This window comes from Schaedlerella arabinosiphila (assembly GCF_003885045.1).
Lineage (GTDB): Bacteria > Bacillota > Clostridia > Lachnospirales > Lachnospiraceae > Schaedlerella > Schaedlerella arabinosiphila.
Genome location: NZ_RHJS01000002.1, coordinates 1,583,116 through 1,603,257, shown reverse-complemented (window position 1 = coordinate 1,603,257; position 20,142 = coordinate 1,583,116). Strand labels below are relative to the sequence as shown.

Sequence of the window (20,142 nt, the reverse complement as noted above, 5' to 3'; positions counted from 1 at the left end):
GCAATTCCTTAAAATCTGAACTTCTCCTCAAAATAAGCCTTCAGATCCTCGATCTTCACCCGCTCCTGCTCCATGGTATCCCGGTCGCGCACGGTTACGGCACCGTCCTCCTGGGAATCAAAGTCATAAGTCACGCAGAACGGCGTTCCGATCTCATCCTGACGGCGGTAGCGTTTTCCGATGTTGCCCCGGTCGTCATATTCGCAGTTGTAGTATTTCGACAGCTCCGCGTAGACCTTCTCCGCCCCTTCGTTCAGCTTCTTGGACAGCGGCAGCACGCCCACCTTCACCGGAGCCAGGGCCGGATGGAAATGAAGCACCGTCCGCATATCTCCGCCTTCTAACTCTTCCTCGTCGTAAGCGCTGCACAAAAATGCCAGCACCATACGGTCCGCGCCCAATGAGGGCTCGATCACGTAAGGAATGTACTTTTCATTTTTCACGTCGTCAAAATAGGTCAGATCCTGTTTGGACACTTCCATGTGCTGGGTCAGGTCGTAGTTGGTACGGTCCGCGATTCCCCACAGCTCTCCCCATCCGAAGGGGAACAAAAATTCCACGTCCGTGGTGGCCTTGCTGTAGAAGGACAGCTCTTCCTTCTCATGGTCGCGGTAACGCACCTCATCTTCCTTGAGCCCAAGGGAACTCAGCCAGTCCAGACAGAACTGCTTCCAGTACGCAAACCACTCCAGGTCTGTGTCCGGCTCACAGAAGAACTCCAGCTCCATCTGTTCAAATTCCCTGGTGCGGAAGGTAAAGTTGCCGGGCGTGATCTCGTTCCGGAAGGACTTTCCGATCTGCGCGATGCCGAAGGGGATCTTCTTTCTGGAAGTCCGCTGTACATTTTTGAAATTCACGAAGATTCCCTGAGCGGTCTCCGGCCTCAGATACACGGTGTTCTTTGCATCCTCGGTGACCCCCTGGAAGGTCTTGAACATCAGGTTAAACTGGCGGATATCGGTGAAATTGTGCTTTCCGCAGGTGGGACATGGGATCTGGTGCTCCTGGATAAAGGCGGTCATCTGCTCCTGGGGCCATGCGTCCACACTGCTCTCCAGGGTGATTCCCTTTTCCTCGCAGAAATCCTCGATCAGCTTGTCCGCGCGGAACCGCTCGTGGCATTCCTTACAGTCCATCAGCGGGTCGGAAAATCCGCCCAGATGCCCGGATGCCACCCATGTCTGGGGATTCATCAGGATCGCGCAGTCCACGCCTACGTTGTAGGGGGATTCCTGAACGAACTTCTGCCACCAGGCTTTTTTGACATTGTTCTTCAATTCCACGCCAAGATTGCCGTAATCCCATGTATTCGCCAGACCTCCGTAGATCTCGGACCCCGGATATACGAAACCTCTGGATTTTGCAAGGGCTACAATCTTTTCCATTGTCTTTTCTACCATATTATCTGTTCCTCACATTCTTTTTTTCATCTTCTACTATATAAACCATAGTCATTATAACGATTCCGCTCAGATTTGTAAAGATGCACCATCTATAATTTTAACTCCGCCTGTTTCTGCGCATGTGTGCGAAATGGCTGTAAATCGTAACCTCTGCCTTACAGCAGCGTCTCCAATATCTCCAGCGATTTGAATTTCTTGTCCACGTACACGTCCATATACCGCTCCATGGCCCGTCCCAGTTCTTCCAGCACAGAATCGCTGACCACAAAGGTATAGAGCTTTTCGATGGTGCTGCTCTCCACGTACTGCATACAGTACAGCGTGGACGTATCCAGCTCCATCCCGTCCGCCGTATCCGCCCTGCAGCCGGCACACACAAGCCCGCCCTTTTTCACGCTGAACAGTGCGGGATGCTTCTGATCCCCGCAGGAAACGCAGGCGAACACCTGGGGGCCTTCCCCGTTGATGCACAGAGCCCGCAGCTCGAATATGTACCGGATCAGACGGTTGGGGATCTTCTTATTGAGGAGTGCCCGCATCGTCTGATACAGAAGCTTTAACATTTCCCGCTCGTCATTCCCTTCCTTTGCATAAAAATCCGCAAATTCGAGAAAATAGAATCCATAGTAGGCGCCGATCATGTCCTCCCGCAGTTCCCCGAAATAGTTGGAGATCCGGGCGGATCTAATCGTATAGGACGACCGCCCCGCATACAGGTCAAATTCCCCGAAAGAACAGGGATTGACGGCGCCTACCAGGGGGCTGTTGGGTTTCCTCGCCCCTCTGGCAAAGGCGGCCACCTTCCCCTGCTCCCTGGTCAGGATCACGACCCGCCTGTCATATTCTCCCACCGGTGCCGTAGAAAGCACCATGCCAGTTACCGTTATCTCATTCAAAATCCTCGCCCCTGCCGGCACTTCCTTCCTGGCCGCCGGCAATGATACGCTCTAGTGCAGTGGCTCCAGCCTAATGTCTGCATTAAAAAGACCGCCCCGAAGGGATCTTACGCCGTATCATCTTCCTGTTTGTACAGCGGTATGATCACGGATTCCGGATTCTTCCGCACCCGCTGCTTCTCTCTGCCTGCCTGTTTTTGGTTTTCACCGTGTCCGTATACTTCCATCTTATATTCCAGATAGTCACAGACCCCGCCTGTCTTCGTAAACTGCTCCCAGTATCTCTGCTCCATCGGATCACCTCTTCATCTGTCCGGGCGTTTTTTGTTCCATCTTTCCCGGCCCGCCGCCGCGGCAGGCTTTTCGCAAAAAACACCCTGTGTTATTGTTTAGGTTTTCCGATTTCCTCCGGGGCTATACCTCGTAAAATCTGGCAGCGCTTTTCCAGGGTTTCCCCCTTGACAGCCCTTTTTTAAGGATGCCCCTGCTGGCGGCTTACATCTCGTCGTCGGTGTATCCGAAATTTTTCATCATATAGTCGCTGTCCCGCCAATTTTTCTGCACCTTCACCCAGAGCTTCAAATTGGCCCTGCAGCCTAACATCCTCTCGATCTCAAACCGGGCCGTGCTTCCGATTTTTTTCAGCATGGCGCCCTGCTTTCCGATGATGATTCCCTTGTGGGAGTCCCGCTCGCAGATCACCGTAGCGTCAATGTGCATGACCTTGTTGTGCATCTTCATCCGGTCGATGGCAACCGCAATGCCGTGGGGGATCTCCTCCTCCAGGCAGTGGAGCGCTTTCTCCCGGATCAGCTCCGCCACGATCTGCCGCTCCGGCTGGTCCGTCACCGTCTCCTCGTCGTAAAACTGGGGCCCGTAGGGAAGGTACTGCATGATTACCCCAAGCAGCTCTTTTGTGTTCTCCCCGCTCCGGGCGGAGACCGGGACGATCTCCGCAAAGTCATATTCCTTCCGGTACGCATCAATACATGCCAGGACCTCTTCCTTTTTTACCATGTCGATCTTGTTGATCACCAGCACCACCGGGGTGTTGATTTTTTTCAGCTGTTCGATGATGTGCCGCTCCCCGGCTCCGATAAACGTGGAGGGCTCCACCAGCCAGAGCGCCTCGTCCACATCATCCAGGGAATTTCTGGCGATGGTGACCATATATTCCCCCAGCTTGTTCTTCGCCTTATGGATTCCCGGCGTATCCACGAACACGATCTGCCCCTCCTCTGTGGTCAGCACGGTCCGAATCCGGTTTCTGGTAGTCTGGGGCTTGTTGGAGGTGATGGCCACCTTCTGTCCGATGAGGGTATTCATCAGCGTGGATTTTCCCACGTTGGGACGCCCGATCAGTGTCACAAAGCCCGATTTGTAATTTTCCTTCATCCTCTGTTCCTTTCTCTTAAAACAGCGTCTTCACTTCTCCAAACAGTTCTTTTTGAGCCTCGATCTTTTCCTCGCTTCCGATCACACAGAGCTGGTCTGCGCGAAGCAATGCCTCCACCACCGGCGCGAGCCTGCGGATGTCCTCCTGTCCGGCATGCAGCACCTCCATCCGCTCCCTGCGGATCATCTCCGCGGACACGTGGTTCATATACAGGTTCATGGAACGGTCTCCCTTGGCGGAAGGCGTCATGGGCCGGTCTATATTGCTGATGGTGCCGATGATATATTTGTTCATGTCCCGGTCATTGACCGTGAAGTTTTTCAGATAATCCACCACGCCCTCGTAGACCTCCATGGTCTTTTCCAGGTTCGGGTCCCGGTAAGAGATCAGATAGCCTTCCCCGATCCGGTTGAAGTTGCACATACATCCGTATGCCCCGCCCTTGACCCGGATATTCTGCCACAGGTAGCCGTAGCTTAAGATCACCTTTAAGATCTGCAGGGTGCCGCTGTAATCGGCGCCGCCGTCGATAAAGTTGCCCACCCTTGCCACATACTGCACCTTGGAGGAGGTCTTAAAGCCCTCGTTTTGTTTCGTACAGTGCAGGATGCACCTGGATTCCTCCTTCTCTCCTGCCGCATAGAGCCTGTCCTTCATCCCGGAAAGCTCCCGGCAGACTGCATCCAGACCTTCTTCTCCGCAGGTCAGGCTGACCATCAGGTTATCCCACCGAAAGATGTGGGACGCGATCTCTTTCAGGTTTTGGATCAGTGTTTCTTTTTGTTCCTCAAAATGCTCCTCCGCTTCCTTCACGGCCTGGTAGTAGCCGATCCCATCCGTATCGTCCTTGAACTTGGAGATGGGGGAGGAATAGGACAGGGCACGCAGCGCCGCCGTCGTATGGCCGGAGGACTGGAAGCTCATCTGCAGCCTGGATTTGAGCATGGCAAGAATCTCCTTGAGCCGCTTTTCATCGTCCAGCCTGGACTCCATCAGGATTCCCTGCATCATCCGGAACAAAATCTCCATCTTCGGATACAGGGCCTTGCCCTTGATCTCAAAGGTGGCGCAAAACGCCTTTTCCTTTACGTTTTGTACATCCGGGTACATTTCCAGGGAAGTCCCGATGCCGCCTGTATGCACATTGATCTCGTTGAACAGCTCCCCGTATTCGTAATGGGTCGTATCAATGATCCCCAGCACTGCCTGGAGCATCCCCACATAGGGCAGCTTTTCCTCGGGCACGCCGGACAGGTCAAACATCAGGGTCACGTACCCGATGCCGTTTGTGTCGATCCGGTGATGCACAAGCTGGATTCCCTCCACCTCTTTCACTTCATTATAGATGGGCGCGATCTCCCTGGAAATGTCCTCCCGGCTGAGGATCGGAATCTTCTCCCGGTCCTCCTGAGAGTCCTCGCCCTCCTGAAAATCTTCCAGCGCCTTCGTGTCCGCCGCCAGCTTTTCCAGCTCTGCCTCGGTGAGGCTGTTCTTATAGGCTTCCAGACGCTCCTCCAGCTCCTGGTCCAGGCGCGCCGTCCTGCCCCGCTCCGGCTTCACAACCACAATGGAGCCGTGAGTGTTGTCCAGAAGCCACTTCTGGATGAGCCCCTCGAAATACCCGGTGCCCACCTGCTCTTTTAGAAATTCGAAGAGGGGGATCGCCTGCATATGGATAAAGGGCTTCGTCTCGTCGTAGAGCCAACTGTCAAACAACTGCAGGCCGTACATCAGCCCCTTGGGATAGCTGCCGAAATCCGCCTCCCGGAACCGGAACTCGTGGTAGTTGATCCCCGCCTCCAGCGCTTTCTTGTCTATCCCCTTTTCCGCGATCTCCCGGAGTGTATTTTCCACCGTATCAATAAACGCCTGCTTCTGTTCCAGGTTCGCGTTTTTCGCGATCACGGAGAAGATGGGCTGATAGATGCCGTTGTCGTAGGACCCCATGATGTCCTTTCCGATGCCGGATTCCACCAGCGCTTTTTTTAAGGGCGCCCCCGGGGCGGACAAAAGCGCGTAATCCAGCACCTGGAAGGCCAGGTACAGCTTTTCATCCAGGCTTGTCCCAATCACCTTGTTGTAGGAAAGGAAGGTGTTGTCCTCTTCCGGCTCCTCGCTGGAAATGGAGTACTCCATCTCCACCTCCCGCATCTGCTCAAAGGGCTCCTGGTAACGGATCGCGGAATCCACTTCCTTTTGGTCAAAGGCCGACAGGTAGTTCTCATCCAGCCATTCCAGCTTTTCGGCCATATCCATATTTCCGTAGAGATAGATATAGCTGTTGGACGGGTGGTAATATGTTTTGTGGAAATCCAGGAACTGCTCATAGGTCAGCTCCGGGATCACGTCCGGGTCGCCGCCGGACTCATTTGCATAGGAGGTATCCGGGAACAGGGAGTTTAACACCATCCGGTCCAGCACGCCTTCCGGCGAGGAGAACGCCCCCTTCATCTCATTGTACACCACTCCGTTGTAGGAGAGCTGCCCCTGCACATCATCCAGGTGGTAGCTCCAGCCCTCCTGCCGGAAAATCTCCGGATGCCGGTAGATATTCGGATAAAAGACCGCGTCCATGTAGACGTGCATCAGGTTCTGAAAATCCTTGTCATTGCAGCTTGCCACCGGATACACCGTCTTATCGGGATAGGTCATGGCATTCAGGAAGGTGTTCAGAGATCCTTTCACCAGCTCTACAAACGGGTCCTTCACCGGAAAGTCCTTAGAACCGCACAGCACGGAATGCTCCATGATGTGGGGAACGCCCGTGGAGTCCGAGGGCGGGGTCCGAAAGCCGATGGCGAATACCTTGTTCTCATCCTCATTGGCCATCAGCAAAACCCGCGCGCCGCTTTTTTTGTGCCGCAGAAGATACCCTTTTGATTTTAAATCCGCCAGATCCTCCGCAAGGACCCGCTCATACGCATCCAGCTCCGGCAGCCCCCACTGGTTGGCACTGCCGGATTCCATAGACTCAAACTTGCTCATAGTATACCTCTCTTCTATATCGTGTTTTTTTATATTTGCCGCTGTAAACCTGATTATAACATCTTCTGAAGGGCTTTCAAAGGGGCAGTTTCTGTTTTTTCTCCAAAAACCGTTTTCCAAACTACCGCGCCCTCTTTCTTCCCTCCCATTTTTTCTTCCCGTAGCGAAACAGAAGAACCCCGGTTCCTGCAAAGAGCAGCAGACGGATCACTGCGGAATATCGGTCCAGATATACGAGCACGGTCTCCCAGGACGCGCCCAGCGCAGCGCCTAAGCAGACCAGGATGATATTCCATACCGTGCTTCCGATGACCGTGTATACGAGAAACAACGGTATCTCGATCTGGGCCATCCCGGCGGGCACCGATACCAGGCTTCGGATGATCGGAATGCAGCGCCCGAACAGGATCGCTTTTTTCCCGTGCTTTTCAAACCATCCGATGGTTTGTTCCACCTCTTCCTTCTCAAAGCCCAGCAGGCGGAACAGTTTTCCGTTTGTCAGATTCTCCAGCTTTTCCGGAGTCAGCGCCGTCCCCACCCAGTACAGGATCAGCGCCCCGATGGTGGAGCCCAGGGTGGAAAAGATCACCACCCCGGGAACCGTCAGCCTGGTATATGTAGTCATAAAGCCCCCGAATGTCAGGATCACCTCCGATGGGATGGGCGGAAACAGATTTTCCACCGCGATCAGAAAGCAGACTCCCAGATATCCATATGTGTTCATGATGTAGATCATAAATTCCTGCACGGTAAACCTCACACTTACATGCTTTCGTATCAATATATGACCGCATCCGCAAAAAAATGTATCTCTTAAGGCTCATGCACTTCAAGGGACTGCTCCGCAAACAGATCATTTACCGCCGCCTCATATACGGGCAGCTTTTCCGCCTTCTTGATCCGCTTGGCATACTTATGGCAGTCGGTAAAGGCCGGGGCCAGAAAGCTCCACAGCTCCTTCATCTTAAACAGGACCGTCTTGGCTCCCGGCAGCACCCCCTGATAATCCCCGTAAAGCTTGTCATGGAAACGCCGCAGCGTCTCCTTGTCAAGCCCGATTCCCTGCCGGATCTCCCGGCACAGCCCCGGATTCATCAGAAGCCCCCTTCCAAACATCCAGGTGTCCACCTCCGGGAACGCGGCCGCGGCGCGCCGGTACGCCTCCGCCGAAAACAAATCCCCGTTATAGCACAGCGGAATCCGGCTTTTTTGGCATGCTTCCCGGAACACCTCCCAACGTGGACTGTATTTGTACTGATCTTTCTGAATCCTGGGGTGGATGATCAGCTCCTTCACCGGATATTTGCCGTAGATCTCCAGAAGCCTGCCAAACTCCTCAGGGCTGTCCTTTCCGATCCTTGTCTTGATGGAGATCTCCGCCTCCGTCTGTGCAAACACCCCGTCCAGAAACCGGTCCAGCTCATCGGGAAAGGCCAGAAATCCGGATCCCCGCCCCTTGGACACCACTGTACCGGAGGGGCAGCCCAGGTTCAGGTTGATCTCCCGATACCCGTATGACTGCAGTTTTTCCGCAGTACGCACAAAATCGTCCACGGAATTTGTCAGGATCTGCGGAACCGCGTACATGCCCTGGTTATGTTCCGGCAGTATGTCCTCCTTCTCCCTGGAACTGAAATGCCCCCGCTGGTTGGGCTTGATAAACGGGATAAAATATTTATCCGCCGGCCCGAAGCATTCGTTCAGCGCGGTGCGGAACACATGTCCCGTGATCCCCTCTAAGGGCGCCGTGTATAGTCTCATTTTTGCTTCTCACTTTCATTAAGATTGGATGACGCGTCTGCTTTGTTCTTGAATCAGGCGCTCATTTATGATATGGTAATAACCGGAAACCCGAAATAGGATTTGATCACAAATGGAGGTAGGTTCTGATGAAAAAAAAGTTATCACTGATCACCATAGTTGGCATCTGCTGTTCTGTACTGCTTGGCGGGTGCGGCAAAAAAATGACCCTGGAGGATGTCCCGGTCTATACACAGGCCGTTATAGATGCCCGCTACAAAGCGGATTACAGCGGTTATATGGAATATAAGAAGTGTGAGGAATACGAAGCGTCGCAGATCCATGAAAACGGTCTCAACGCGGTTCTGAACACCACAAAAGTCGGCGGCGCCTCGATCAGCACAGAGCTAAGGGACAAATACCGGCAGCTTTTCACAGATCTCAATGCCCTCTGCAAAATCACAGTCGGAGAGGCCAAAGAGGACGGGGACGGATTTTCCGTGGAGGTCACCGCGGAGCCCTTCGCCATGTTCGACGGCATTGACCAGAGCCTGATCGACGCCCTCGCCGAAGCGGATTCCAAGACCCTGACCAACGATGAAGAGATCCACCAGTTTCTCTATGAAAAGATGTACCAGCTTATCACCCCCAGGCTGTCTTCCCCCAAATACGGGACCCCGGAAACGATCACCCTGCATATCCAGCCCAACGCAGACAAGGTCCAGACCATCAGTGAGGAAGATCTCAACGCCCTGGACGCCATGATATACGGCGCATTGCTGTAGCCGGTTTCTGATGAGGGCAGCCGGTTTCCTATTCGCGAAACAGGCGCCCTCTCATCTTTCCCCACAGTTCCCTCTGTACATATCCGTACGCGCTGTCATACAGAAACAGTCCCGCCTGGCCCGCCGCTAAAATCACTGCCGTCATCTGCACGGGTAATTCTCCTGCAAACAGCAGATCCTGCAGAAACAGCACCGCCGGGACAAACAAAAGGTTAAAGACCGCATACCGGATGCCCAGAAATACGCGCGTTTTTTTCTGAATCGGAAGATTCCATCTGCCCAGCCGCTCCCAGGCCGTTTCTATGGCCAGAATATAGAACCCCATTGCCCCATAGGTGGCCACGTAGAATTTGTTGGGCGCCAAAATCAATCCCAGCAGGACCCCGGCCAGGTAGAACGCGGCTCCGGTACGCCTTCCAAACTCCCGGAAAATAATGCCCACAAAAAAGGATGCCGCCCCTAAGAGGAACAGGGTGCCTGTCTCGATGACGCTGCCCAGGATCATGCAGATCACCGTCAGCGCCAGCAAAAGCCCGCCGAACGCCATTTTCTTTGCCTTTACATGCATGAACAAAGGTCTCCTCCCATACATTCACAAATCTGGTCCGCAATGCAGAGGTCGCAGCACATATTTCCCGTACCGCAGGAATTTCCGCCCATGCCGTAGCCGCCTCCGTAAGGATAGTTCTGATACCTCTGCCCGCTCCATTCCAACTGGTTCAGAAGCTGGCGGTACTGCAGGTTATTGGGCTCCATATTCACTGCCTGCCCGGCATGGTCGCGGGCCATGATATTGTTGCCGATCCCCGCGTTGGCCGCGGCGCTCAGATAATACCACTCCGCCGTCCGGTTGGGCATCCCGCTCAGTACGTTCAGCGCCTCCCGGTACTGTCTTGCATTCAGATAATGATACACGGACTGCATCTGAGGGTTCTGCTGAGAACCGGAACCCCCATAGGACTGGTTCCAGCCGCCCTGGGAAGCGCTCCCCTGGGAGCCGTAGCCATAGCTGTAGCCGCCATGCTCCCGCTGCTTCATGATCGTATCATAGGCTTCCTGTACTTCCTTGAACTTTTCCTCCGCCAGATCCGCAAGCGGATTATTGACGTTCGCGTCCGGGTGGTACTTTCTCGTTAGATCTCTGTACGCCCTTTTCACCTCGTCATCCGATGCGTTTGACGGAATCCCAAGCACTTCATATGGATTTTTATTCATATCTTTTCTCCTCTATATCTGATCTTACACGATTATCATCATATAATAAAATCACCGAAATGTCCAGACAGAAGGTTATTTTATCTTACAGTTCACAAACCGCCGCGAACTGAAACTATTCTATCCTGGCACGCCTGTAATACAGGTATCCCGCCAGGTCGGCCAGAAGCCATCCGATGGGGACGGAGGCCCAGATCCCGGTCACGCCGATCCAGGGAACGGCGGACAGGATATACGCCAGCGCAACCCGGGTTCCCAGAGAGATCACCGTCAGCACCAGGGACATGCCGGGACGTTTGACGGCGCGGTAATATCCGTAGCAGAGAAATAAAAAACCGATCAGATAATAAAAACTGCCTTCGATCCGCAGATATTCCACGCCTTCCCGGATGATCTCCGTTTCCCGTGGATTCACGAAGATCAGCATCAACTGCCGCGCAAAGACAAAGACCAGCGCGCTCACCGACGCCCCGAAGAAAAAGGCGGTCTTTACGGCGCTTCGGATGCCCTCCCGGATACGCTCCGTTTTTCCGGCCCCGTAATTCTGCGCCACAAAGGTGGAAAACGCATTTCCGAAGTCCTGCACCGGCATATAGGCAAAGGTATCGATCTTCACCGCCACGGAAAACGCCGCCATGACCACCGCCCCGAAGCTGTTCACCAGCCCCTGGATCATCAGGATTCCGAAGTTCATCACCGACTGCTGGATGCAGGTCAGAAAGGACAACTGAAATATTTCTTTTAAAATTTCCGGCTGCCATTTCAGATTTTCCCGCTTCAGTCGAAGCTGCGGAAATTGTATCATTGTATACACCATGATCCCAACCCCCGCCCCGTACTGGGACAGAACCGTGGCCTCCGCAGCCCCCCGCACGCCCCGGTGGAAACAGATGATAAAGAGCAGGTCCAGCCCGATGTTGGACAAAGCCGCGATCCCCAGAAACAGCAGGGGGACAACGGAATTTCCGACCGCACGCAGCAGGGACGCAAAAAAGTTGTACAGGAAGGTGGCGGCAATCCCCCAGAAGATCACCCAGAGATAGTCCCTCATCAGCCCGTACACATCCCCCGGCACCTGCAGGGCTTTTAAAATCAAATCCATTCCGGCGAACACGGCAGCGCTCAGTAAAAGGGCGGCCCCTCCGATCATCACAAAGGACATAAAAATACCGGACTTCATCCGGTCATATTCCCTCTTCCCGAAGCAGATGGAAAAGCAGACGCCGCTCCCCATGCACAGCCCCAGCAGGATCGAGGTAAGAAAGGTCATCAGCGAATACGAAGATCCCACCGCCGCAAGCGCCTCTTTCCCAAGGAACTGGCCCACGATCAGCGTATCCACGATATTATAAAGCTGCTGCAGCAGGTTTCCCACCATCATGGGAAACGCAAACCGCAGCAGGGATTTTGTAATGTTTCCGGTTGTTAAGCTTGACTGGTTCATGTTTCTTCTTGCTCTTTCCTTTTTTCCTGGATTCGGTTGTACCGTCTCCAGACTCCCGTGTACAGTATATTGCGCAGGATATCCGCGTCCTGCAGGCAGGGCAGGTGTTCGAAAGCCGCCGTGCTCTCCGCGATCATCATGCAGAGGATCTCCCGGCAGCGTGTCTCATAGTCCGGCTTCCGGCTCAGCGCTCTCAGGGGATTGTAATTGCCCTGCGCCTTATCCTTTTCCAGATCCTCGTAGGCGTCCATGATATAGATAAATTTTCCCAGGAAGAAGCCCATCCTGCGCAGGCTCTCCTCCCAGGCGTCCTCCCTGTACACAAGCACCTCTTCCATCAGCCGGCCGAAGCACCCTGCCGCCTCATCCAGATGGGTGCTTTCTGCCGCTTCCATACGCTCCAGCTTTTTCAGCTCCCGGTACATCGCCTTAGACTGCCTGGGATACCGGCGGGCCGCTTTTTTCGCCCTGGGGCCCAGCCCGTGAAGCCCCAGCAGGCTCCCCGGCTTCCTCTCGTCCTGCCAGTCGTCCCGGAGATGGTAATAGGTCAGGATCACGTTCATGTCCGCCGCATAGTCCGTAATCTCGCTTTGGAGCATGTCCTGCTTTTTCACCGGGTGGGTCTTGCACCTGCGGGAGGAGCTTTTCAGTTGGGATTCGTAGAGGGAGTTCAGAAGTACGACAATGAATGTCATATCATAGCTCAGAGTCATCTGCCCCAGGCTCCCGTACCTTTCTTTCAGGGACCTGCACAGGCCGCAGTAATACGCCCGGTATCTCCGCAGATCCTTCACTTTCAGTTCCGGCTCGCAAACCGTAATATAACCAAACATCACAACTCTCCTATCGTCCGGCTGCCCGGCCTATCCGTCCTTCCTGGCCCAGCCGTAAGAACACGCCACGGCCCGCTTCCAGCCTTCCAGCATCTGCTCCCGTTTTTCGGAATCAATGGCCGGAACAAAGATCTTGTCGGTGGCCCAGTTTCGCTTCACATCCTCAATGTCCTTCCAGTATCCTGCCGCAAGCCCCGCCAGATAAGCCGCACCCATGGCGGTGGTCTCCACGCATCTGGGACGGTTCACCGGAGCGCTGCTTAAGTCTGCCTGGGTCTGCATGAGAAAGTCATTGGCGCTGGCTCCTCCGTCTACCTTCAGGGAGGACAGATCCATCCCGGAATCCGCCTTCATCGCTTCCAGCACGTCGTTCACCTGGTATGCCAGGGATTCCAGCGTGGCCCGTATGATATGGTATTTGTTGACCCCACGGGTCAGGCCCACGATGGTGCCTCTGGCGTACTGGTCCCAATACGGGGCGCCCAGTCCGGTAAATGCCGGAACCACATAGCAGCCATTGGTGTCCTTCACCCTCTGGGCAAAATATTCGCTGTCCGCAGCCGAATCAATGAGGCGCAGCTCATCCCGAAGCCACTGCAGCGCAGCCCCGGCCACAAAAATGGATCCTTCCAGCGCATAGGTGATTGTTCCGCCGATGCCCCAGCCGATGGTGGTCACCAGGCCGTTTTTGGAGAACACCGGCTTGCTGCCTGTATTCATCAGAAGGAAACAGCCCGTCCCGTAGGTGTTCTTTGCCTCCCCCTGGTCAAAGCATGCCTGGCCGAACAATGCCGCCTGCTGGTCTCCCGCCGCCCCTGCAATGGGAATCCGCCCGCCGAAAAAGCTGGGGTCTGTCTCCCCGTAGATCTCGCTGGATGCCCTGGCCTGGGGCAGCATGCTTCTGGGGATTCCCAGCTCTTTTAAGATCTCCTCGTCCCACTCCAGAGTGTTGATGTTGAAAAGCATGGTACGGGACGCGTTGGAATAATCCGTCACATGCACCGCCCCCCTGGTCAGCTTCCAGATGAGCCATGTCTCCACCGTACCGAAAAGGAGCATCCCCTTCTCGGCCCGCTCCCGCGCCCCTTCCACATGGTCCAGAATCCATTTTACCTTGGTTCCTGAAAAATAGGCGTCGATCACAAGTCCTGTTTTCTCCCGGAACTTTTCCGTCAGCCCCTTTTCCTTCAGGCTGTCGCAGTACTCCGAGGTCCTCCGGCACTGCCAGACAATGGCCGGATAGACCGGCTGCCCCGTATTCTTGTCCCATACGATGGTGGTCTCCCGCTGGTTCGTGATCCCGATGGCCGCAATGTCCTCCGCCGAAGCCCCGATCTTCGTCATGGCCTCCCTTGCCACCGCAAGCTGGGTAGACCAGATCTCTCCCGGCTCATGCTCTACCCATCCCGGTTTTGGGAAATGCTGCGTGAACTCCTTCTGGGCCACACTGCACATCTCGCCCCTCTCGTTAAACAGGATGCAGCGGTTGCTCGTCGTCCCCGAATCCAGGGCCATTACATACTTTGCCATACTGTTCTCCTCCTTTGTGTATATATATTGCATGATGGCTCAGAACAGAAGCTTGATCTTCGGAAAATATTCCATCTCCGCCTTTCCGATGATCTTCTTTTTCGCCACAAACTTATGATCCCAAAAACGGGAATCCCAGGAATCGTTCCGATTATCCCCCATCACAAAATACATGTCCGTCGGTACATAATAGGGGCCGAAGTCGCTGTCGATCTCCTCCGTCACGTAATCCTCCTCCAAAGGCTCTCCGTCCACCAGAACATTGCCGTTCTTTCCCTCAACCGTCTCCCCGGGCAGCGCGATGATCCTTTTCAGGTACACCGTTTCCTCATCGTCCGGAAAATAGAACGCGATGATATCCCCCCGCTTAGGCTTTGATACCGCATAGGCAATCCGGTTGATGATCAGCCGGCTTCCGGGCATGATCGTATCCTCCATGGAGCCGGTGGGAACCTGGGCGCTGGTGATCAATACCTTGCTGGCCGCAAATCCCACGATAAGGGCAATGAGGATCGTCCTGGACCAGTCTAAGATTTCAGAGATGATTTTTCTTTTCCTGTTCATACCTGTATATATCTCCTGTGTATCCTGGGTGCTTTTACGGTTCCAAGTATCCCCCCGATCCCTTTCCGTTTTCCAAGCACGTTCTCCCGGATATAGCGGAAGGTAAACTCCTCCCCTTTTTCTGCCAGCATACGCAGCAGCCCGGTGAGAAGCTTTTTCGTCTCCTCATGCATCACATAGTCGTCGGTGCCGCCCTTGCGGAAGTAGTCCAGGGGATCAGAATCCCGGTACGCACTCCCCTTATACACCTTGCAGGCCGCGATCCGGTCCAAAAACATCTCCACCACGTACTTCACCGGCATCCGCATCCCGATCAGACGCTTCGTTCCGTCCAGCCCGTAGTCCACCCAGTATTCATAGTGGTGCTTATTCCTTCCCTTGTGGTGCAGCCATGCCAGGGAGCAGCCCTTTGCCTTCCTCTCCGCGTTGTTGGGACTCTGGCTGCCCTGGTAGAACCGGCATCCCACCCGGAACTCCGTCCATGTATATTTTGACAGGTCATGGAGAAGCCCCTGGCGGTAGAGACCCACCTGGAAGCACTCCTTCATGACCAGCATTTTATGCTTTGTGATGGTGCGAAAATGCGCAGCCGCTTTGATCATATCAACCACTCTCTTTCCATATCACTTTGCCTTCCCGGCCGCTTTCTGCTCTCCGGTCAGGACCACAATGCTGCGCGCCTGCAGTTCGATCCGCTTCTGGTCTTCCTCCTGCCTGCCCGCGGCGTCCTCCTCCGTCCCGATCACCCGATGCCACTCCCGGTTCTTAGGCAGCGCCGGCAGCGCGAAGGAGTGCTTCAGCCAGTGCATATTGTAGGCGATAAAGCAGTAATCCTCCTCTTCCCCGGCCGCGCAGTAGAGCACCCCCAACTGGCGGCTGTAAACTTCCGCAGGCACCTGCCACGCGTTTTCCCCGTGGTAGGACACATCCGGCAGCCCGCATCCGTTCCGGTCCGTCCCGGTCAGCGGGGACTTCTGGCGGAGGGATGGGTGGGCCTTGCGGAACGCGATCAGCGTTTTCACATACTGAAACAGGCTGTCGTCCCGTTTCAGTCTGCTCCAGTCCAGCCAGGATGTCTCGTTGTCCTGGCAGTACACGTTGTTGTTCCCTTTCTGGGTATTCCAAAATTCGTCTCCCGCGAGAAGGCAGGGCGTCCCCTGCGCCGTGAGCAGGAGAAGCAGGGCATTCTGAATCTGCTTTTTCCGAAGCTTTACGATATAGCGCTTCCTGCTGGGCCCTTCCGCCCCGCAGTTCCAACTGTAATTGTAATTGGGGCCGTCCAGGTTGCGCTCCCCGTTGGCCTCGTTGTGCTTCGCCTCATAGGACACCAGGTCATTCAGTGTAAACCCGGTATGGGTCGTGATATAGTTGCACTTTCCATTGGCGTTGGTGTTCAGGCGCAGGGCATGGATCACCGGATTCACCATATCCTCGTCCCCTTTCAGGAACCGCCGCATGGTATTCTGGAACCCTTCATCCTTCTGCATGATCTTGGTTCCTTTCAGCAGCGGATCCCGGGTCAGGCAGTCCCATGACACATTGTAGGGATTGATCACGAATCCGTCGATGTGATATTCCAGCATATAATATTTGAGGCATTCGATGGCGGTCTGGGTCTGAATCCCCTCCTCGAAGGGCATCTCCAGCACCACCTCGATCCCGGCTCTGTGGCACGCCTTCACCATGTCCTTGAGCTCCGACGCGGCATGGCCCGACGCGCTGTAGGCCGCTTTGGGCGCGAAGTAATAACCGCCTCCGTAGCCCCAGTAATTCAGCCGGCTTCCGAAAGACTCGTCAAATTCGTAGATGGGCATACACTGGATCTGGTTGATCCCCAGCTCCTGCAGATAGGACAGCATCTCCACGATCCCGGCAAAGGTCCCTTTCTGTTTCACCCCGGAGGAAGAATGCTTTGTAAACCCGCGGACATGAAGGCTGTACGCCACCACCTCCTCAAAGGGCAGCTTCAATATATGGTCTCCCTCCCAGTCGTAGAAGGATGTGGGAAACCGTCCCCGCACCCGGTGCAGGTCTGCGTCGGGCACTTCCCCGAATTTTCTGGTTCTGGCCAGCTCCCGTACATACGGATCCAGCACGACTTTTTCATTGATCCGGAAATTGTATTCATATTTCTGCACATCCAGTCCTTCCACTGCCAGAAAGCGGATTTCCCCCAGTCCTTCTTCCTCCGGCATCTCATACACCTGAGCCGGTTCTGTCTTTCCTGCACGATAGAGCAGAAGCTCACATTTCTTTCCGGATGAAACGGAAACTGCAAAATTCACCTTGTCCTGCTTGATCGTCACACCCAACGGCTGCGGGTATCCTTCCACTTTCTTCATATGCCCTTCCTCCTATCAGTCTTTCCTCCAAGTGATCTAGTGCCCTTTACCTACTGCCAGCCATCTGTTCCGTACATCTCTACGTTTCCCTTGTCGATCAGAAATGTATCCTCATAAGTCGTTGTTTCAAACTTCTCCCCGTCCAGGATCGCGATCCCGGTCTCCGCCGCCGCTTTCCCGATCCGAATCGGCGACTGCGCCCCGGTTGCCGTCATGGGGCTGTCCGGCTTTGCGATCTCCTGCTTCACATCCGGCGAACCGTCCACGCCGTAGATCCGGATGCCTTGGCGCCCGGATTCTTTGACTGCCTCCAGGGCCCCTAAAGCCACCTGGTCATTCCCGCACATCACCCCATCGATCTTCGGATATTTTTCCAGAAATTCTCCCATCGCCTCCTTTGCCTTTTCCTTTTCTCCGTTCACATCCGCCCGGTCCAGCACCTCAAAGCCCGCATTCGCGATGGCCTGTTCAAAACCGGTGATCCGCTCGTTGATGGAATTTATGGAGGGGCATTCCAGAAGCAGGATCTTCCCGCCGCCGGGACAGCGTTTTTTCAGATCTTCCCCGCAGACATATCCGGCGTTCCGGTTGTCTGAGCCGATGTATGCCTTGGTCAGGCTTTCTTCCTTCACCTGGGTATCGATATTGATCACCGGAATCCCGGCCTCCTGCAGCGCTTCCAGGGCCGGCGTGACAGCCTCCCAGTCCACCGGACACAGAAAGACCGCGTCCACCCCTTCGTCCATCAGTTCCTGAAGCTGGGCAGCCTGCACCTGGGCATCGGAGCCCGGATTTTTGGAGATCAGCCGGTATTCATTTTCTCCCAATGTATTTTCAAGGGAACGCCGCAGAGTGTCGAAGTAAGGGTTGTCCATGTCGATACAGCTATATCCGAACACATACCCCGTATCCTCCTCTTCTTCTCCGGGTTCCTCCTCTACGATGGCATTGTCTTCCGGCGTCCCTACGCTCTTCTTACAGCCGGCCAGCATAAAACAGGCCAGAAGCGCCGGAAAAAACATACGGAATATTTTTTGTTTCATATCATACCTCCCAGTTTTATTCTAACCTGTTTTGAAGGTTTGTCAATAGAAGCCTGCTTTTATTCCTGGAAAATCATGGATTCCGGTCATCCGGCCGGGCGTCCTCCTTTTTCGGGAAGCAGTTCTTCTACAAAGCGGGACGGCGAAGCGTCCCTGCCGTTTTTTACCGTAACATAGGTGATCCTGAGCACTTCCTTTGCCCGGGTCATGGCCACATAGAAGAGCCGCCGCTCCTCCTCCTCCGCACCCTGCTCCTTTAAGGCCCGCTTGTAGGGAATCCTGCCTTCATTTGCCTGGATGATCAGGACGGTGTCAAACTCCAGCCCTTTGGAGGCGTGCATGGTCAGCAGGCGGACCCCTGTTTTTTGTTCCTGTATTTTCTGCTTCTGCTCTTTCAGCGCCTGAGTATATTCCTGCATATGGTCAATCCACTGCTCCCGGGACGCAAAGGGCCTGGCGGATTCTTCCAGCTCCCCCAGCACGTCGAGATATTCTGAGGGCTGGACGGCTTTCGACTCTGCATACCCCCGCAGGTAGTCCTCATAGCCCATCTTTTTCCGAAGATACTGGACTGCGGCATAGGGCGCCATTTTTTCCAGCATCTTTAAATCCCACTCAAACTGGTCGATCCGGTCCTGCATCCATTCCTTATCACAGTAAAACTTCCTGAGATCCTCAAAGGCCACGGTACGCCCCTCCGGCAGGGACTCCCGGGACAGGTAGCGCACCGGCCGGTTCATGACCTGCAGAAAGTCCGCCCGGTCCCTGCCGCCTCCTGCCAGGCGCAGGTAGGCCCGGATGTCCTTTGCGATAAAATGCTGGTAAAGGTCGGGCATGGAATCCCGCATGAAAAACGGGATCTTCTGCTTCACAAGCTGCCCGGCCAGCGCCCGCGCGTCGGTGTGCACCCGGAACAAAACGGCGATCTGCTCCCCGGGGACTCCCTCCTCCAGCCTTTTTTGGATCTCCGAGACCACATAGGCGGCCTCGTCCTCGGAATCCAGCGTCTCCTGGATATGCAGCGGAGTTCCCGCCGGCTTCTGGGTCCGGATCTTCTTTTCAAACCGGACCTCATTGTGGCCGATGACCTGCAGGGCATGGCGCACAATGTTGGCCGCGGAGCGGTAATTCACGTCCAGAAGCATCCTTTTTGCCTCCGGATAGTCCTTTAAAAACCGGAACATCAGCTTCACATCCGCGCCTCGAAAGCCGTAGATGGACTGGTCGTCGTCCCCCACTGCGAACAGGTTGTGTTCCGGCGCCGCAAGCATCCGGATCACATCGTACTGCACCAAATTGATATCCTGAAATTCGTCCACCAGTATATACCGGAACTTCTCCTGCCACCGTTTCAAAAGATCCGGCCGCCTTTTGAATAGATCATAACATAAAACCAGCATATCATCAAAGTCTATTTTTTTCGCTTCTTTGCGCATAGACTCATACTCCCGGTAAATGCTGCAGAAGGTTTCCGCCGTGCATTGCCCCGGCTGAAATTCCCCGGGGTCCTGGCGGCGGTTCTTGAGAACGCCGATCTCCGTGGCGATCCCCTGCAGAAATTCTTCCTCGTCGAAGATCTCCGTCTCCTGCCTGCTCACGATCTGCCGGAGCATCCGGTACTTCTCCTCTTCGGAAAGAATATTTTCAGGGCCCAGGCGGTAGGCCCATTTCAAAATCCCGTAGTAGATCCCGTGAAAGGTCCCCATGGTCACCGAAAGCCGCCTGCCTTCCATCAGCGCCTTGAGCCGAAGCCGCATCTCCTGGGCGGCATATTTTGTAAAAGTAATGACCAGAATTTCTTCTGGTCTTACTCTGCGTTCCTCTATGAGATATTTGACTCGGTTTACGATGGTCAGGGTCTTCCCTGAACCCGGTCCTGCCAGCACAAGGCATGGACCCTCTCCGTGGGCAGCCGCCCGTTTCTGTGCCTCATTCAAATAAATTCCTGCTCCTTTTTTCTCTACCT

At 54.7% G+C, this 20,142-nt stretch carries 18 protein-coding genes; 1 reads left to right on the top strand and 17 read right to left on the bottom strand.

From position 1 onward, the window contains the following. Positions 1-8: 8 nt before the first annotated feature. The 7 genes from EBB54_RS07950 to EBB54_RS07920 form a co-directional block, all read right to left on the bottom strand. Positions 9-1,400 carry a glycine--tRNA ligase gene (locus EBB54_RS07950; RefSeq protein ID WP_125127018.1) on the bottom strand — a complete coding sequence of 464 codons (1,392 nt, stop codon included), beginning with the start codon at positions 1,398-1,400 and terminating at the stop codon, positions 9-11. A 158-nt stretch (positions 1,401-1,558) separates the two neighbouring features. Next, on the bottom strand, positions 1,559-2,299 hold the full coding sequence (gene recO, locus EBB54_RS07945; RefSeq protein ID WP_044990715.1) for a DNA repair protein RecO: 741 nt from the start codon (positions 2,297-2,299) through the stop codon (positions 1,559-1,561). A gap of 107 nt (positions 2,300-2,406) precedes the next feature. Further along, positions 2,407-2,592, bottom strand: a complete 186-nt coding sequence (locus EBB54_RS07940; RefSeq protein ID WP_125127017.1) for a hypothetical protein — start codon at positions 2,590-2,592, stop codon at positions 2,407-2,409. A gap of 202 nt (positions 2,593-2,794) precedes the next feature. Beyond that, positions 2,795-3,694 (bottom strand): GTPase Era, encoded by a 900-nt coding sequence (era, locus tag EBB54_RS07935; RefSeq protein ID WP_004079517.1) that lies wholly within the window; start codon positions 3,692-3,694, stop codon positions 2,795-2,797. A gap of 16 nt (positions 3,695-3,710) precedes the next feature. Next, positions 3,711-6,680: an insulinase family protein gene (locus EBB54_RS07930; protein ID WP_125127016.1), complete on the bottom strand. Its 2,970-nt coding sequence runs from the start codon at positions 6,678-6,680 to the stop codon at positions 3,711-3,713. A 121-nt stretch (positions 6,681-6,801) separates the two neighbouring features. Further along, positions 6,802-7,416 carry a DedA family protein gene (locus tag EBB54_RS07925; protein WP_125127015.1) on the bottom strand — a complete coding sequence of 205 codons (615 nt, stop codon included), beginning with the start codon at positions 7,414-7,416 and terminating at the stop codon, positions 6,802-6,804. Between the two features lie 77 nt (positions 7,417-7,493). Then, positions 7,494-8,441: a tRNA dihydrouridine synthase gene (locus tag EBB54_RS07920; protein WP_125127014.1), complete on the bottom strand. Its 948-nt coding sequence runs from the start codon at positions 8,439-8,441 to the stop codon at positions 7,494-7,496. A 128-nt stretch (positions 8,442-8,569) separates the two neighbouring features. Here EBB54_RS07920 and EBB54_RS07915 point away from each other — a divergent pair, with 128 nt between their 5' ends. Beyond that, positions 8,570-9,205: a hypothetical protein gene (locus EBB54_RS07915; RefSeq protein WP_004079530.1), complete on the top strand. Its 636-nt coding sequence runs from the start codon at positions 8,570-8,572 to the stop codon at positions 9,203-9,205. Positions 9,206-9,233: 28 nt separating this feature from the next. On the opposite strand, the gene EBB54_RS07910 is transcribed toward EBB54_RS07915, so the two are convergent. The 10 genes from EBB54_RS07910 to EBB54_RS07865 all read right to left on the bottom strand — a co-directional run bounded on the left by EBB54_RS07910 (position 9,234) and on the right by EBB54_RS07865 (position 20,119). Further along, a complete protein-coding gene (locus EBB54_RS07910) occupies positions 9,234-9,773 on the bottom strand; it encodes a hypothetical protein (protein ID WP_125127013.1) in 540 nt (179 codons plus the stop codon). Then, positions 9,764-10,420, bottom strand: a complete 657-nt coding sequence (locus EBB54_RS07905) for a J domain-containing protein (RefSeq protein WP_004079533.1) — start codon at positions 10,418-10,420, stop codon at positions 9,764-9,766. The genes EBB54_RS07910 and EBB54_RS07905 overlap by 10 nt, the downstream gene beginning before the upstream one ends. A 115-nt stretch (positions 10,421-10,535) precedes the next feature. Further along, the gene (locus EBB54_RS07900; protein ID WP_125127012.1) at positions 10,536-11,864 is read right to left on the bottom strand and encodes an MATE family efflux transporter; all 1,329 of its coding nucleotides are present in this window, start codon (positions 11,862-11,864) and stop codon (positions 10,536-10,538) included. After that, positions 11,861-12,697 carry a DUF5685 family protein gene (locus tag EBB54_RS07895; RefSeq protein ID WP_125127011.1) on the bottom strand — a complete coding sequence of 279 codons (837 nt, stop codon included), beginning with the start codon at positions 12,695-12,697 and terminating at the stop codon, positions 11,861-11,863. Before EBB54_RS07895 ends, EBB54_RS07900 begins: the two co-directional genes overlap by 4 nt. 30 nt (positions 12,698-12,727) lie before the next feature. Next, positions 12,728-14,227 (bottom strand): glycerol kinase GlpK, encoded by a 1,500-nt coding sequence (glpK, locus tag EBB54_RS07890; RefSeq protein WP_004079541.1) that lies wholly within the window; start codon positions 14,225-14,227, stop codon positions 12,728-12,730. Positions 14,228-14,266: 39 nt separating this feature from the next. Next, positions 14,267-14,791, bottom strand: coding sequence for a signal peptidase I (gene lepB, locus EBB54_RS07885; protein WP_004079543.1), 525 nt, complete (start codon positions 14,789-14,791; stop codon positions 14,267-14,269). Then, positions 14,788-15,393: a DUF5662 family protein gene (locus EBB54_RS07880; protein WP_125127010.1), complete on the bottom strand. Its 606-nt coding sequence runs from the start codon at positions 15,391-15,393 to the stop codon at positions 14,788-14,790. Before EBB54_RS07880 ends, lepB begins: the two co-directional genes overlap by 4 nt. A 21-nt stretch (positions 15,394-15,414) precedes the next feature. Next, positions 15,415-17,133 carry an alpha-amylase family glycosyl hydrolase gene (locus EBB54_RS07875; RefSeq protein WP_125127009.1) on the bottom strand — a complete coding sequence of 573 codons (1,719 nt, stop codon included), beginning with the start codon at positions 17,131-17,133 and terminating at the stop codon, positions 15,415-15,417. Between the two features lie 50 nt (positions 17,134-17,183). Next, positions 17,184-18,176: a sugar ABC transporter substrate-binding protein gene (locus tag EBB54_RS07870; RefSeq protein WP_125127008.1), complete on the bottom strand. Its 993-nt coding sequence runs from the start codon at positions 18,174-18,176 to the stop codon at positions 17,184-17,186. Positions 18,177-18,262: 86 nt separating this feature from the next. Then, a complete protein-coding gene (locus tag EBB54_RS07865) occupies positions 18,263-20,119 on the bottom strand; it encodes an ATP-dependent helicase (protein ID WP_125127007.1) in 1,857 nt (618 codons plus the stop codon). Between the last annotated feature and the right edge of the window lie 23 nt (positions 20,120-20,142).

Bases quoted from the DNA above. Each gene is read 5' to 3' on its own strand.
- EBB54_RS07950 (WP_125127018.1), bottom strand. From the start codon at position 1,400: ATGGTAGAAAAGACAATGGAAAAGATTGTAGCCCTTGCAAAATCCAGA.
- EBB54_RS07940 (WP_125127017.1), bottom strand. From the start codon at position 2,592: ATGGAGCAGAGATACTGGGAGCAGTTTACGAAGACAGGCGGGGTCTGT.
- era (WP_004079517.1), bottom strand. From the start codon at position 3,694: ATGAAGGAAAATTACAAATCGGGCTTTGTGACACTGATCGGGCGTCCC.
- EBB54_RS07930 (WP_125127016.1), bottom strand. From the start codon at position 6,680: ATGAGCAAGTTTGAGTCTATGGAATCCGGCAGTGCCAACCAGTGGGGG.
- EBB54_RS07925 (WP_125127015.1), bottom strand. From the start codon at position 7,416: ATGATCTACATCATGAACACATATGGATATCTGGGAGTCTGCTTTCTG.
- EBB54_RS07920 (WP_125127014.1), bottom strand. From the start codon at position 8,441: ATGAGACTATACACGGCGCCCTTAGAGGGGATCACGGGACATGTGTTC.
- EBB54_RS07915 (WP_004079530.1), top strand. From the start codon at position 8,570: ATGAAAAAAAAGTTATCACTGATCACCATAGTTGGCATCTGCTGTTCT.
- EBB54_RS07910 (WP_125127013.1), bottom strand. From the start codon at position 9,773: ATGCATGTAAAGGCAAAGAAAATGGCGTTCGGCGGGCTTTTGCTGGCG.
- EBB54_RS07905 (WP_004079533.1), bottom strand. From the start codon at position 10,420: ATGAATAAAAATCCATATGAAGTGCTTGGGATTCCGTCAAACGCATCG.
- EBB54_RS07900 (WP_125127012.1), bottom strand. From the start codon at position 11,864: ATGAACCAGTCAAGCTTAACAACCGGAAACATTACAAAATCCCTGCTG.
- EBB54_RS07895 (WP_125127011.1), bottom strand. From the start codon at position 12,697: ATGTTTGGTTATATTACGGTTTGCGAGCCGGAACTGAAAGTGAAGGAT.
- glpK (WP_004079541.1), bottom strand. From the start codon at position 14,227: ATGGCAAAGTATGTAATGGCCCTGGATTCGGGGACGACGAGCAACCGC.
- lepB (WP_004079543.1), bottom strand. From the start codon at position 14,791: ATGAACAGGAAAAGAAAAATCATCTCTGAAATCTTAGACTGGTCCAGG.
- EBB54_RS07880 (WP_125127010.1), bottom strand. From the start codon at position 15,393: ATGATCAAAGCGGCTGCGCATTTTCGCACCATCACAAAGCATAAAATG.
- EBB54_RS07875 (WP_125127009.1), bottom strand. From the start codon at position 17,133: ATGAAGAAAGTGGAAGGATACCCGCAGCCGTTGGGTGTGACGATCAAG.
- EBB54_RS07870 (WP_125127008.1), bottom strand. From the start codon at position 18,176: ATGAAACAAAAAATATTCCGTATGTTTTTTCCGGCGCTTCTGGCCTGT.